Consider the following 13,526-nt stretch of genomic DNA (forward strand, 5'->3'; position numbering starts at 1 on the left):
TTAGAGTTGTGCGCGTAAAGCTTTTAGCACGGGGGTGGGGTTCGGGCGCACCCCCGTCCAGATATAAAAAGCTTCTGCTGCTTGTTCCACCAGCATTCCTAGGCCATCTAAAGTGCGTGCTGCACCACGCTGTTGTGCCCATTGATTAAAGACAGTCGTGTCTTTGCTATACATCATGTCGTAGCACAGAGTATCACCGGCTTTTACTAGAGTGTCGGCTAAAGGAGGTAATTCTCCACTTAAACTGGCAGATGTACCATTGATAATGATATCAACAGGTGCATCAATCCAATCATAACCGCAAGCGGCCATCGGGCCTAAATCAGCAAATTCATTAGCTAGCTGTTCAGCTTTTTCTACAGTGCGATTGACAATGGCGATTTCTTTAGGGTTATGTGCTAGTAAAGGTTCAAGAATACCTCGTACCGCACCACCTGCACCTAAAATGAGAATACTCTTCCCTGTGATCTGTACATGATTATTGAGCAAATCATTGACCAGTCCTGCACCATCAGTGTTATCCCCCAGTAGTTTGCCATCTTCTAGCTTTTTGAGAGTGTTGACTGCTTTAGCGCGTTGCGCGCGAGTACTGAGTTGATCTGCTAGGGCGAAAGCTTCTTCTTTAAAAGGCACCGTGACATTAGCACCGCTCCCTGTTTGAAAAAAATTTGTTACCGCGGTGGTAAAACTGTCTAAAGGTGCTAACAATGGTTCATAACTAATATGTAGGTCAGTTTGCTCAGCAAATAAGTGATGAATCAATGGCGATTTGCTGTGGGCTATAGGGTTACCAAAGACACCGTAGTATTTCATTATGCTTGTGCCTCTCCTAACCAGTCACGGTCTTGTAAGAAGTATTCTGTGAGTTGTGCTTCACGGCTGCCTGCTTCTGGCTTCCAGTCGTAGCCCCAGCGCACTTGCGGTGGTAATGACATTAAAATTGATTCTGTACGCCCACCGGATTGCAAACCAAAGAGGGTACCGCGGTCAAAGACAAGGTTGAATTCAACATAGCGACCACGGCGATGGGCTTGGAACTCACGTTCCTGCTCGGTAAAAGGTGTGTGGCGACGGCGCTCGACAATGGGCATGTAAGCTTCAAGGTAGGCATCACCAACTGAACGAATAAAGGCAAAGCAGGTATCAAAATCCCACTGATTGACGTCATCAAAAAATAGGCCACCGATACCTCTTGGCTCGTTACGGTGTTTGAGATAAAAGTAGCGGTCGCACCAAGCTTTATAGTCTGCATAAATGTTGTCGCCAAAAGGCGCGCAGGCATCGTGAGCTACTTGGTGCCAGTGAACACAATCTTCTTCTACAGCATAGTACGGCGTGAGGTCAAAACCACCACCAAACCACCAGATAGGCTCTTCTCCAGGCTTTTCTGCAACAAATAGGCGTACATTTGCGTGGGAGGTTGGGATATGTGGATTTTCTGGGTGGATGACTAAAGATACGCCCATGGCTTGGAAGGAGCGTCCTGCTAGTTCTGGGCGGTGGGCACTGGCGGATGGTGGCAAAGAGTCACCATGCACGTGCGAGAAGTTTACCCCACCTTTTTCAATGAGTGCGCCATCGGCTAATACTCGGGTGCGGCCGCCGCCACCACCTGGTCGGTCCCAGCTTTCTTCAAAAAATTTACCGCTGCCATCAGCTTGCTCTAAAGTAGTACAAATACGATCTTGTAGATCGAGTAAGTAGTTTTTTACATCATCAATTGTGGCGGTCAAAATAAGCTCCAAAAAAGGGTGTACGGCACCGCTAAAAATACTTTATTTTAAGAAAATGATTTGAATTAAACTAAGCATACCACTATCAGAATAATCGGCTAACTGAATCGGTGAAAGAGTTGCAGTTGTTATTATGGGGGGCTTGTCTTAGTATTCGCACGCCGTATAAACGGTTCAAGAGAAAATAAGGTTCTATGGAAAGTTCGTGTATAAGTCCGCATTGGGCTGTATTCCTGATAATAAAACAGCAAAATAACCAACAGCGTATAATGGATTAACCTCAGTCACGTATGACTTGGAGTCTCCGTACGCTGCCAATGCTGGCTGTTTGGAGATTGACGATGAGTCGTACCGAGACAGACCTAGTGCTCGTTCTGAGCCAGGCAATTGAAAAAAATGATTTTGACAATGCTTTCATCGCACTTAAAGGTTTGCGTCCTATTGATGTTGCTGATGCATTAGAACAGTTGGAGCCAACGTTGTGCTGGCGCCTACTGGAGCTTTTACCTAATCGTGCAGAAATTTTTAGTTATTTTGAGCCGGAAGAGCAAGTTTGCTTTGCCCGTGAATTCCCACGTGCAAGCTTAGCTGAGTTGGTCAGTGAAATGCCGGCGGATGAGCGAACAGACTTATTTAAACGTTTGGATCCTAGTCAACGAGCAACTCTACTGCCGGCTTTAGCTGAGGAAGATCGTGCAGATATTCATAAGCTGTCTGCTTATGTTGAAGGGACTGCTGGTGCTTTAATGACTTCGGATTATGCTGCGTTAAAGCAAGATATGACTGTACTTCAGGCCATGACTTACTTGCGCGAAGAGGCACCGGATGCTGAAACCATTTACCAAGCCTATGTGGTAGATGATCAAAAGTGTTTACTTGGTGTGGTGTCTTTACGTGATCTAATTATTTCTGATTTGGATAAGTCAGTTAAAGACTTAATGACCAGCGATGTCGTCAGCGCTAGTGCTTTTGATGATCAAGAAGATATTGCTAAGAAAATAGCTCGCTATGACTTATTGGCTTTGCCTATTGTGGATAAGCAAGGTGCGCTTATTGGTATTGTCACCTATGACGATGCGATGGATGTAGTGAGTGAAGAAGCGACGGATGATATTCATAAATCTGCTGGTGTAAGCACTATTATTGGTAGCATTAAAGGTGCCAGTATTGGGCTGCTTTATCGTAAGCGTGTGTTTTGGCTAGTATTGTTAGTCTTTGGTAATTTGTTTTCTGGTGCGGGTATTGCGCACTTTGAAGACATCATTGCAGCTAATATTGTGCTGGTCTTTTTTTTACCACTGCTAGTCGACAGTGGTGGTAATGCCGGCTCCCAGTCAGCAACCCTTATGGTGCGAGCTTTAGCGACCGGTGAAGTGGTGATGCGTGACTGGTTATACTTGATTGGTCGTGAAGCCTTAGTGGCTTTAGCGTTGGGTTGTACTATGGCTGCAGCAGTGTCTATTTTAGGCTATATACGAGGTGACTCTACAGTGGCTTTGGTCTTGGCACTGAGCATGGTCAGTATTGTTATGATTGGCTGTATGATCGGGATGAGTTTACCTTTTATTCTCAGTAAGTTTAACCTTGACCCCGCCAGTGCTAGCGCCCCTTTAATCACTTCGGTGTGTGATGCAACAGGGGTTGTCATATACTTATTTATTGCATCATTATTATTGGCTGATTTGAGCATCGTCCCAGTTTAGTTAGGCAATCGAGTGAATTGCAACTGACACCAAAATAAAAAGCCCCAGTTCACATACGCATCGTTGAACTGGGGCTTTGTTATGCTTTGAGTGCTTCAGCTCAAAAGCATTTAACGGGGTGAGGCTGTTTAAAACATCTCGTCCAATAGTGCTTTATTACGTACGGCACCTTTGTCGGCACTGGTTGCCAGTACACCATAAGCTTTTAGTGCTGTGCTGACTTTGCGTGAGCGAACTTCGACAGGCTTCCAGCCTTTCTTGTCTTGTTCTGCACGACGAGCTGCAAGTTCAGCATCACTGACTTCAAGGTTGATAGTACGGTTAGGGATGTCAATTAAAATACTATCGCCTTCTTGCACTAAGCCAATAGCACCGCCAGAAGCAGCTTCTGGAGAGGCGTGACCAATAGATAAACCCGAGGTACCACCGGAGAAACGACCATCAGTCAGTAGTGCACACTCTTTACCTAAGCCTTTAGATTTCAAGTAGCTAGTTGGGTAGAGCATTTCTTGCATGCCTGGACCGCCTTTTGGACCTTCGTAACGGATAATGACGATATCGCCTGGCTCGATTTCATCATTAAGAATGCCGCGTACTGCAGAGTCCTGGCTCTCAAAAATTTTGGCTTTGCCTTTAAAAACAAGGATAGATTCATCGACACCTGCGGTTTTAACCACACAGCCATCTTCAGCGATATTGCCGTACAGCACTGCGAGACCACCTTCGTGGGAATACGCGTGTTCAACGCTGCGGATACAGCCGCTTTCGCGATCTAAATCTAAGCTCGGCCAGCGTGTGTTTTGGCTAAAGGCGGTTTGTGTTGGAATGCCTGCAGGGCCTGCTTTAAAGAAGGTATGTACAGCTTCGTCTTCAGTTTGAGTGATATCCCACTTGGCAATGGCTTCAGCCATCGTTTTGCTGTGGATTGTAGGTAGGTCTGTATGGAGGAAACCGCCACGCGCCAGTGAGCCTAAAATACTGAAGATACCACCGGCACGGTGTACATCTTCCATATGGTATTTTTGGATGTTGGGTGCAACTTTACACAGTTCAGGGACTTTACGCGATAAGGCATCGATATCGCGTAAATCAAAGTCCATTTCAGCTTCTTGTGCCGCTGCCAATAGATGCAGAATAGTGTTGGTTGAACCGCCCATAGCAATGTCGAGAGACATAGCGTTTTCAAAGGCTTTCACGTTGGCAATGTTACGCGGTAGTACGGATTCGTCATTTTCTTTATAGTAACGGCGGCATAAATCAACAATAGTGCGACCGGCTTCTAAGAACAGCTCTTTACGGTCGGCGTGTGTAGCTAAAACTGTGCCGTTACCTGGCAGGCCTAAACCTAGGGCTTCTACCAAGCAGTTCATGGAGTTGGCAGTAAACATTCCTGAGCAAGAGCCACAGGTTGGGCAAGCGCTGCGCTCATACTCTGCAACCTTTTCATCTGAGGCACTATCATCGGCGGCGATCACCATTGCATCCACTAGGTCTAAACCGTGATTTGCTAACTTAGTTTTACCCGCTTCCATTGGGCCACCAGAAACAAAGACCACAGGAATATTTAGACGCAAGGCAGCCATCAACATGCCTGGGGTGATTTTGTCACAGTTTGAAATACAAACTAAAGCGTCAGCGCAGTGTGCGTTGGCCATGTACTCAACCGAGTCAGCAATGATCTCACGGCTGGGCAGTGAGTAGAGCATGCCATCGTGACCCATAGCGATACCATCATCAACGGCAATGGTATTAAATTCTTTGGCTACACCACCGGCACGTTCAATTTCACGGGCGACTAATTGCCCCATATCTTTGAGATGCACATGTCCCGGTACAAACTGAGTAAAAGAGTTTGCAACGGCGATGATGGGCTTGTGGAAATCTTCGTCTGTCATGCCGGTTGCACGCCATAGTGCACGGGCACCCGCCATATTGCGGCCGAAGGTAGAGGTTTTCGAACGATAATCAGGCATGAGTAACTTCCTGCAAAAATAAAAAAGGGCGGTTAGCGCATCTGCAACTGTTGCTGCGGGGTGACCGTGCGGTCGGCAAAGCACATTTGAGCTCGCCTAGGGTAGTGACGAGAATATCTCATTCTACGCTGCCCTAGGCGGCTGGGCAAAGGGCAGCAGGTGTTTTGCTGGATTGAATTGGGTCCAGTTGTCTCAGCTATTGGGCAAAATACGGCACACGGTGTATTTCAGATAGCGTGTTTCTGGGATAGCAGGGTGCATAGGGTGATCAGCACTTTGCCCGCTTTGTTCCAGAATTTGAATGTTACGGTCTAAATGGCGCGCGGCAGCCAATAGGGTGCTGTGCATGCTTTCTTCAGTAAAAAAAGGTGAGCGTGATGAGCAAATAAAGATTCCGTCACGACTGAGCAGTCGTATGCAGTGTTCGTAGAGTTTGCGGTAACCTGCTTCACCGCTTTTGATATCTTTTTTGCGTTTAATAAAGGCTGGAGGATCTGCAATAATCACATCAAAACGTTCTTCATCGGCTTTAAGTGATTCTAGAGTCTCCAATACATCACCTTCTGCGCAGAGTAAGGTTGCACCAATCTCATTAAGTTGGGCATTACTTTCGAGTGCGTCTAAGGCTTGGCCAGAAGCATCGGCACAGAGTACTTCGCTAGCACCAGCTAATGCTGCCGGAATAGCCCAGCTGCCTGCTCCACTATAGACTGAAAGGACACGGTTATTGATGCAGTATTGAGTGGCTTGCATACGGTTAAAGCGCTGATCGTAATGCCAACCAATGACCTTTTTCTGCAAAATGGGAGTGTTATAAGTTAGGTTGTTTTCTAATAACTGCACCCACTCAGGTACTTCACCGTACGCTACTTCTAAATAGCGTTCTAAACCTTCTAAATCACGGGTTGGCGCATCGTTTCGCCAGAGCACACCAGTTGGCTTACATACCTGAAGTAAGGCTTCTAAAATAATATCTTTATGGGGTTCCATGCAGGCAGCACTGATTTGTACGACCAAAATATCACCAAAACGATCCACCTCTAGGCCCGGCAGTAAATCACCTTCGGCATGAATTAAACGATAGAAGGGGGCATCAAATAAACGTTCACGTAGGGATAGAGCAATATTGAGACGATGCACCAGTAGTGACTTATCCAAACGGTGCTCGATATCGCGGGAAACTAAACGTGCGCAGATCAGTGCTTGTGGACTCAGAATAACAACACCTAAGGGCTTGCCCGAAGCGTTTTCTACAATGGCTTGGTCGCCGGTTTGAAATCGGTTTAACGGTGTTTGTTTGGTATCAATTTCATTGCTATAGATCCATAAGTGGCCGCTGCGTAAACGGCGGTCGGCATTAGATTTTAAGCGTAAAGAAGGCAAAGGCATGGAGTTCTCCAATAAAACGATACACAGAGTATAACGATTGTCCGAAGGGCGGGTTTGACTTTATAAATTAGGTTGGGAGTTGGATGCAACCTATTGTCGATGTGTGCTGTCTATTTGCGTGAGAATATTTTTTAACTTTATAGAGCAAGGTTGAAGCGTGTCGAAAGGATTGAAACCATGGGTCGTAGTGTTGCTTGGGGCAGGTATATTGATAGCCTTGTTGGATTATTTTCACTGGGATGACCGTGGATGGCTGTTATGGCAAACAGCTGATTTAGATGAGTTGCAGCAGAAAGAAAATATTTGGTTGTCTGACTATCGCGTCGTCATACAAGGTAAGCCATTGGCTTGGCCTGTGGATGAGCAAGCGTCAGGCCTGAGTTGGAACCCCAGAACCAATACGTTATTTACAGTCGCAGGTAGGTCAGCCAAATTGGTTGAGCTTTCTTTAGAGGGTAAGGTCTTACGTGCAGTGGAACTTCAGGGGTTTGCTGACCTTGAAGGCATTGCTGTGCTCAATGATGGTCGTTTTGCTGTGATTGATGAACGCAATGCAAGTTTGACTGTGTTTGAGCTGACTGATGACACTGCGCATATTGCAGCGAAGGATTGGCCTACAATCAACTTAGGAGCGTCTCGAGCACATAATAAAGGATTTGAAGGGATAGTTTGGGATGAGGTTCATCGGCGGTTTTTACTGGCTAAAGAGCGTGATCCTTTAGGTTTGTATGCGCTTCCCTTGGCTGCTGGGTCAGCTGTTGCTGAGATGACCGAGCAGGATTTAATAGCGTTGCCTTCAGAGCATATTTTTGCCCTTGATTTTTCGGGATTGGCGCTTGATCCGCGTACTGGGCATTTGTTGGTATTATCGGATGAGTCCCGCATGCTGCTTGAGTTGGATGAGGAGGGGCAACCTGTCAGTTTTATGAGTTTTATTATGGGGTTTAATGGTTTAACGGCCAATATTAATCAAGCGGAAGGAGTTGCGATAGATGCTGAAGGGACGATTTATATTATGAGTGAGCCTAATTTGTTTTATGTGTTCACGAATCAATAGTTATTATTTTAGGTCGGGGAGGATGTCAATCAGCAATACTGTTAAGCAACAGTTCGCGGCTATTAAGGGAGGCTTTAGCCTCCCCGTTCTCTTCTGTTCTATACTAAAAATATGCGAATTTCCGCGATTGGGTCAGCTTAGTGCGCATTACGCACTAAAGTTTCAACACCGGCTTTAGTGCCGAGCAGTAAGATGTCGGCTGGGCGGTGAGCAAATAGACCATTACAAACAACGCCTACTAAGGCGTTAATTTTGTCTTCTAGGCCACGCGGATCAGTGATTTGCATATTGTGAATATCTAAGATCACATTACCATTATCGGTGGTCACACCTGTACGGTAGACTGGGTCACCACCCAGTTTTACAATTTCACGTGCTACATAGCTGCGAGCCATTGGGATGACTTCAACAGGCAGTGGAAACCCCCCTAAAAAGTCAACCTTTTTACTTTCATCAGCAATGCAAATAAAAGTTTTTGCTACAGCTGCAACAATTTTTTCGCGTGTTAAGGCTGCACCACCACCTTTGATCAGTTCGAGGTGCTTATTGCATTCATCCGCACCGTCTATATAAAACTCAAGTTCTTGCACATTATTTAAATTATGTACTGTAATGCCATGTTTTTTTAAGCGCTCGGCCGTGGCTTCAGAGCTGGCTACAGCACCGGCAAAATCGTATTTATGCTTGGCCAGTAAATCAATAAAAAAGTTTGCTGTAGAGCCTGTGCCTACACCAATAATACTGCGCTGTTCCAAGTGCGGCAGAATATAGTCAATGGCCGCTTGGGCGACGGCTTGTTTCAGTTGATCTTGGTTCACGAAGGACTCCGGTCAGTAAAGAATATGGATTGATTATAGCGACTTAAACTGCATGAATGTGGTTGAGTTGTTATCGGTGGAGTAGACTGTTTGACTTTGTTGCCCTGTTTAGTGAACTGATCATGCTCGAACAATATGTGAAGAAAACCTTAAACGCCCGTGTTTATGACGTGGCGCATGAAACCCCTTTGCACCATGCCCCTCAATTATCTGAGCGGTTAGGCAATAAAGTGTTGTTGAAACGTGAAGACTTGCAGCCGGTCTTTTCTTTTAAAATCCGTGGGGCCTATAACAAAATTGCCCAACTGACGGCGGAAGAACGTGCTCGAGGTGTAGTGACTGCATCGGCCGGTAACCATGCGCAAGGTGTCGCCTTGGCGGCAAAATTCCTTGGTATTAAAGCCACCATTGTGATGCCTAAAACAACGCCGGAAATTAAAGTTAAGGCTGTGCGTGCCCGAGGTGGTCGTGTTGTTTTACATGGTGATGCATTTCCTGAGTCATTGGCTCACTCTTTGAAGCTGGTTGCAGAAAAAGGTTTGGTATATATCCATCCTTACGATGATCCAGAGGTGATAGCTGGGCAAGGTACCGTAGCGATGGAGATTTTGCGACAGCATCAAGGCCCGTTACATGCTGTATTTGTACCGTGCGGCGGAGGCGGATTAATTGCTGGAGTAGCGGCTTACATTAAATATGTACGTCCGGAAATTAAAATTATTGGAGTTGAGCCAACAGACTCTAACTGTTTACAGCAAGCGATGGCAGCCGGTGAGCGTGTGGTTTTACCGCAAGTGGGGCTTTTTGCTGATGGTGTAGCTGTCACCCAAATAGGGGAGCATACCTTTGATATTTGCCGTCATCATGTGGATGAAGTGATCACGGTGAATACGGATGAAATCTGCGCGGCAATGAAAGATATTTACGATGACACTCGTTCAATTACTGAGCCGGCGGGTGCTTTAGCTGTTGCAGGTATTAAGAAGTATGTTGAGCGCACTGGTGTTGTGGATCAGCACCTTGTGGCTATTGATTCTGGCGCTAATGTGAACTTTGACCGTTTGCGTCACGTGGCGGAGCGGGCTGAGTTGGGTGAGCAGCGCGAGGCGATTATTGCGGTCAGTATCCCAGAGCAGCCAGGTAGCTTTAAAAAGTTCTGTGAAGCTATTGGTAAACGTCCCATCACTGAATTTAATTACCGCTACCACACCGATGGTATTGCTCATATTTTTGTAGGTGTGCAGACGCATCCAGAGCTAGACCCTCGCGCTGCCTTGGTGGACAGTTTGCGTGAGCAAGGCTTCCCTGTATTGGATCTTACTGATAATGAGTTGGCGAAGCTGCATATTCGTCATATGGTTGGTGGTCATTCTGAGGCGGTTGGTAGTGAGCGTGTGTATCGTTTTGAATTCCCTGAGCATCCAGGTGCGTTGTTCAATTTTTTAAACAAGTTGGGTGGGCATTGGAATATTTCCATGTTCCATTACCGTAATCATGCAGCCGCTGTCGGGCGTGTATTGGCTGCGTTACAGGTTCCTGCGAATGAGGAATTATTGATTGAGGAAACCTTAGACAGAATTGGTTATCCCTATTGGGATGAAACTGATAACCCAGCATATCAACTGTTTTTAGGTTAGGGTCATATGCGCTCCAGTATGGGGTACATATTGTTTGTTTATGAGTTATGAGGAGTCAGACAATTGGAACATTATTTAGCGTTGCGCATAGGGCACAGTGTGCCAGCTGTGTTATTGATGTTGGGTTTGCTTGCCCATATTGTTATTGTTTGGCGTGCCAAAGGAAAAAAACCTGAAATATTGCAAGAAAAGTTGTACCGGACACGGGTGATTAGCTTACCGGTGTTTACGCTCTTGGCTGTGAGCGTGCCCATTACAGGATGGTGGATGACTCACCTGAGCGGTTTGCCGTTAAGTCAGAAGTGGTTGATGTTGAGTATTGCTTTACTGCCCTTGATCTTTATTTTTGGTGCTTTTTTGTACAGTAATCTTAGCCGCTGGCAATTACAGTTAATCAATAAAGAGCCAACTCGGGGGCGTGATCAGATCTTTGCAGTGATTTGGGCGGTGCTGATTTTAATCGTACTGTTAGCTATCAGTGCACTGATGGGAGCTAAGCCCGGCTTCAATTAATTGGGCTATTGAACTGTAGCGGCGTGCGTGAGTACGGCGCTACAGTTTGTCATCAAAGCGTTGTGCCCTAGAGGATGCTACGAGTTAGGGCGCTAAACGTGCATTAAGACTATTATTGGCCAAGCGTTGTGCTTGTGCTTGGCTCATACCCAAGTCTTTGTGTAAGGCAGCAAAATTCTCTGTTAGGTAGCCGCCAAAATAAGCAGGGTCATCAGAATTTACTGTGACCATTGCACCTTGCTCGAGCATTTGCAGAATAGGATGCTCGCTCATATTGTTATATACGCGCAGCTTGGTATTGGATAAAGGGCACACTGTTAGTGGAATTTGTTCCTCAATGATACGTGCCATTAAGCGTGGATCTTCCCACGCACGCACCCCATGATCAATGCGATTGACTTTGAGTAAGTCTAAGGCTTGCCATACATACTCTGGAGGGCCTTCTTCACCTGCATGGGCTACAGTTAATAAGCCTTCAGCACGGGCTTTGGCAAATACATTAGTGAATTTACTTGGAGGGTTGCCTTGTTCTGAACTGTCTAAACCAACAGCGAAAAACAGGTCACGAAAAGGCATGGCTTCTTCTAATGTCGCAAAAGCGTCTTCTTCAGAGAGGTGGCGTAAAAAGCTTAGAATTAAACCACTACTGATGCCAAGCATATCACGGGCATCAGCTAAGGCTTCACTGATCCCTGTGATCGCCACTTGTAGCTCAATACCACGTTCAGTGTGGGTTTGTGGATCAAAAAAAGGTTCCACGTGAATCACATTTTGTTTTTCACATTTCTTTAAATACGCCCAAGTGAGGTCGTAAAAGTCTTGTTCAGTTTGCAGGACGTTGGCGCCTTGATAGTAGATGTCCAAAAACTCCTGCAAGTTATTAAAGTTATAGGCATTGCGTAGGGTTTCGACTGAATCCCACGGCAGGGTGATCCTGTTGCGCTCCGCCAGCTGGAACATCAATTCGGGTTCCAAGGATCCCTCTAGATGCATATGTAATTCTGCTTTGGGGAGTGTGTTGAGCCAGTCGTACATAGATATCACCTGTCGTGCTGATCTAGAAGTTGGTTAACTAGTCTTGCGTTTAAGGATCGATCAAGTACGCGGTTTAGACCGCTACTTGAGCCTTAATATGTGGGTGCGATTGATAGTTACAAAGTTCAAAGTCTTCGAAAGTAAAATCAAAAATAGACCTTACCTCAGGGTTAATACGCATGCGGGGTAAAGCAAATGGTTTACGGTTCAACTGTTCTTCGGCTTGCTCCATATGGTTGGCATACAAGTGACAGTCGCCACCGCTCCAAATGAAATCGCCCAATTGTAAATCACATACTTGAGCAACCATCATGGTCAGCAAAGCATAGCTGGCAATATTGAAGGGCACGCCTAAGAAAATATCTGCAGAGCGCTGATACAGTTGGCAGCTTAATTTTCCGTCTGCTACGTAGAATTGAAACAGTGCGTGGCAGGGGGGTAATGCCATATTATCGACTAAGGCTGGATTCCAAGCGCTCACAATTAAACGGCGTGAGTCGGGATTACTTTTGATCATGTCAATCAGCTTACTGATTTGATCGATCGACTGACCGTTGGGGCTTGGCCAGTTACGCCATTGATAACCATACACAGGGCCTAAGTCACCATTTTCATCGGCCCACTCATCCCAAATGCGTACACCATTATCTTTCAGGTATTTGATATTAGTATCACCCTGTAAGAACCATAGCAGCTCATGGATGATGGATCTTAAATGGCATTTTTTTGTTGTGACCAACGGAAAGCCGGCATTTAAATCAAAACGCATTTGATAGCCGAAAACGCTACGGGTACCGGTACCGGTGCGGTCACTTTTATTCACACCAGAGTCACGTACATGGCGCATTAAATCGAGATATTGTTTCATGCTTGTGCTACCTCTTGACGTTTATAGGCATACATAATTAAACCGATTCCACCGAGTATCATTGGGATACATAGTAGTTGTCCCATGGTTAACCAATCAAAGGCTAAGTAACCAAGTTGTGGATCGGGTACACGGACAAATTCGACGATAAATCGGAAAATGCCATAACACAGTGCGAACATGCCGGAGATTGCCATAGTGGGTCGTGGCTTGCGTGAGTAGAGCCATAAAATGACAAATAGGGCAACGCCTTCTAAAGCGAACTGATACAACTGTGATGGGTGGCGAGCTAACTGTGCAGGGTCGGTTGGAAAGATCATGGCCCAAGATACATCTGTCGCTTTACCCCAAAGCTCGGCGTTAATAAAGTTGCCAATACGGCCTGCACCTAAACCGATAGGTACGAGTGGCGCGATAAAGTCCATGAGCTGGAAAAAGCTTTTCTTATGCTTTCGGCCAAAGAGCCAAACCGCTAGCATCACTCCAATAAACCCACCGTGGAAGGACATGCCACCTTCCCAAATGCGCAAAACTAATGCGGGGTTATCAATATAAGAAGCTAGGTCATAAAACAGAACATAACCTAAACGGCCACCCAAAATCACACCAAGGGCTACCCAGAATACGAGGTCGGATAGGGTGTCTTTGTTCCAATTGACATCAAAACGCTGTAAACGACGGCCAGCGAGCCACCAAGCACTGCCAATACCAATTAAGTACATTAAGCCGTACCAATGTATTTTGAGCGGCCCGAGGGCAACGGCTACGGGGTCAATATTGGGGTAGGTGAGCATGATTGT

General features: G+C 46.0%; 12 protein-coding genes. 4 read left to right on the top strand and 8 right to left on the bottom strand.

Features of this window, described 5'->3' with window-relative positions; all coding sequences use genetic code 11:
• Together aroE and hemF are read right to left on the bottom strand one after the other, a co-directional pair.
• The gene (gene aroE / locus TOI97_RS02350) at nt 1-813 is read right to left on the bottom strand and encodes a shikimate dehydrogenase (protein ID WP_321552526.1); all 813 of its coding nucleotides are present in this window, start codon (nt 811-813) and stop codon (nt 1-3) included.
• Nucleotides 813-1,733, bottom strand: a complete 921-nt coding sequence (hemF, locus tag TOI97_RS02355) for an oxygen-dependent coproporphyrinogen oxidase (RefSeq protein WP_321552527.1) — start codon at nt 1,731-1,733, stop codon at nt 813-815. The genes aroE and hemF overlap by 1 nt, the downstream gene beginning before the upstream one ends.
• Before the next feature lie 341 nt (nt 1,734-2,074).
• Between hemF and mgtE the strand changes: the two genes are divergently transcribed.
• Entirely contained in the window at nt 2,075-3,436 is a 1,362-nt protein-coding gene (gene mgtE / locus TOI97_RS02360; protein WP_321552528.1) for a magnesium transporter, read from the top strand.
• Between the two features lie 128 nt (nt 3,437-3,564).
• On the opposite strand, the gene ilvD is transcribed toward mgtE, so the two are convergent.
• Both ilvD and TOI97_RS02370 read right to left on the bottom strand, forming a co-directional pair.
• On the bottom strand, nt 3,565-5,409 hold the full coding sequence (ilvD, locus tag TOI97_RS02365) for a dihydroxy-acid dehydratase (protein WP_321552529.1): 1,845 nt from the start codon (nt 5,407-5,409) through the stop codon (nt 3,565-3,567).
• A gap of 192 nt (nt 5,410-5,601) precedes the next feature.
• On the bottom strand, nt 5,602-6,798 hold the full coding sequence (locus tag TOI97_RS02370) for a class I SAM-dependent rRNA methyltransferase (RefSeq protein ID WP_321552530.1): 1,197 nt from the start codon (nt 6,796-6,798) through the stop codon (nt 5,602-5,604).
• A gap of 157 nt (nt 6,799-6,955) precedes the next feature.
• Here TOI97_RS02370 and TOI97_RS02375 point away from each other — a divergent pair, with 157 nt between their 5' ends.
• Nucleotides 6,956-7,855 (top strand): SdiA-regulated domain-containing protein, encoded by a 900-nt coding sequence (locus tag TOI97_RS02375; RefSeq protein WP_321552531.1) that lies wholly within the window; start codon nt 6,956-6,958, stop codon nt 7,853-7,855.
• A 137-nt stretch (nt 7,856-7,992) separates the two neighbouring features.
• Here TOI97_RS02375 and rpiA read toward each other — a convergent pair whose 3' ends face one another.
• On the bottom strand, nt 7,993-8,673 hold the full coding sequence (gene rpiA, locus TOI97_RS02380) for a ribose-5-phosphate isomerase RpiA (protein WP_321552532.1): 681 nt from the start codon (nt 8,671-8,673) through the stop codon (nt 7,993-7,995).
• Nucleotides 8,674-8,795: 122 nt separating this feature from the next.
• Between rpiA and ilvA the strand changes: the two genes are divergently transcribed.
• Together ilvA and TOI97_RS02390 are read left to right on the top strand one after the other, a co-directional pair.
• Entirely contained in the window at nt 8,796-10,310 is a 1,515-nt protein-coding gene (gene ilvA / locus TOI97_RS02385) for a threonine ammonia-lyase, biosynthetic (RefSeq protein ID WP_321552533.1), read from the top strand.
• 63 nt (nt 10,311-10,373) lie between these two features.
• A complete protein-coding gene (locus TOI97_RS02390; RefSeq protein WP_321552534.1) occupies nt 10,374-10,823 on the top strand; it encodes a DUF2269 family protein in 450 nt (149 codons plus the stop codon).
• Between the two features lie 84 nt (nt 10,824-10,907).
• Here the strand turns inward: TOI97_RS02390 and TOI97_RS02395 are convergent, their stop codons facing one another.
• The 3 genes from TOI97_RS02395 to lgt form a co-directional block, all read right to left on the bottom strand.
• Nucleotides 10,908-11,858, bottom strand: coding sequence for an adenosine deaminase (locus TOI97_RS02395; RefSeq protein WP_321552535.1), 951 nt, complete (start codon nt 11,856-11,858; stop codon nt 10,908-10,910).
• A gap of 73 nt (nt 11,859-11,931) precedes the next feature.
• Nucleotides 11,932-12,726: a thymidylate synthase gene (locus TOI97_RS02400; RefSeq protein ID WP_321552536.1), complete on the bottom strand. Its 795-nt coding sequence runs from the start codon at nt 12,724-12,726 to the stop codon at nt 11,932-11,934.
• A complete protein-coding gene (lgt, locus tag TOI97_RS02405) occupies nt 12,723-13,520 on the bottom strand; it encodes a prolipoprotein diacylglyceryl transferase (protein ID WP_321552537.1) in 798 nt (265 codons plus the stop codon). Before lgt ends, TOI97_RS02400 begins: the two co-directional genes overlap by 4 nt.
• Between the last annotated feature and the right edge of the window lie 6 nt (nt 13,521-13,526).

It is taken from the genome of Denitrificimonas halotolerans (assembly GCF_034259425.1).
Lineage (GTDB): Bacteria > Pseudomonadota > Gammaproteobacteria > Pseudomonadales > Pseudomonadaceae > Denitrificimonas > Denitrificimonas halotolerans.

Excerpts from the sequence above, each read along its gene's own strand:
- aroE (WP_321552526.1), bottom strand. The coding sequence starts at position 813 with ATGAAATACTACGGTGTCTTTGGTAACCCTATAGCCCACAGCAAATCG.
- mgtE (WP_321552528.1), top strand. The coding sequence starts at position 2,075 with ATGAGTCGTACCGAGACAGACCTAGTGCTCGTTCTGAGCCAGGCAATT.
- ilvD (WP_321552529.1), bottom strand. The coding sequence starts at position 5,409 with ATGCCTGATTATCGTTCGAAAACCTCTACCTTCGGCCGCAATATGGCG.
- TOI97_RS02370 (WP_321552530.1), bottom strand. The coding sequence starts at position 6,798 with ATGCCTTTGCCTTCTTTACGCTTAAAATCTAATGCCGACCGCCGTTTA.
- ilvA (WP_321552533.1), top strand. The coding sequence starts at position 8,796 with ATGCTCGAACAATATGTGAAGAAAACCTTAAACGCCCGTGTTTATGAC.
- TOI97_RS02395 (WP_321552535.1), bottom strand. The coding sequence starts at position 11,858 with ATGTACGACTGGCTCAACACACTCCCCAAAGCAGAATTACATATGCAT.
- TOI97_RS02400 (WP_321552536.1), bottom strand. The coding sequence starts at position 12,726 with ATGAAACAATATCTCGATTTAATGCGCCATGTACGTGACTCTGGTGTG.
- lgt (WP_321552537.1), bottom strand. The coding sequence starts at position 13,520 with ATGCTCACCTACCCCAATATTGACCCCGTAGCCGTTGCCCTCGGGCCG.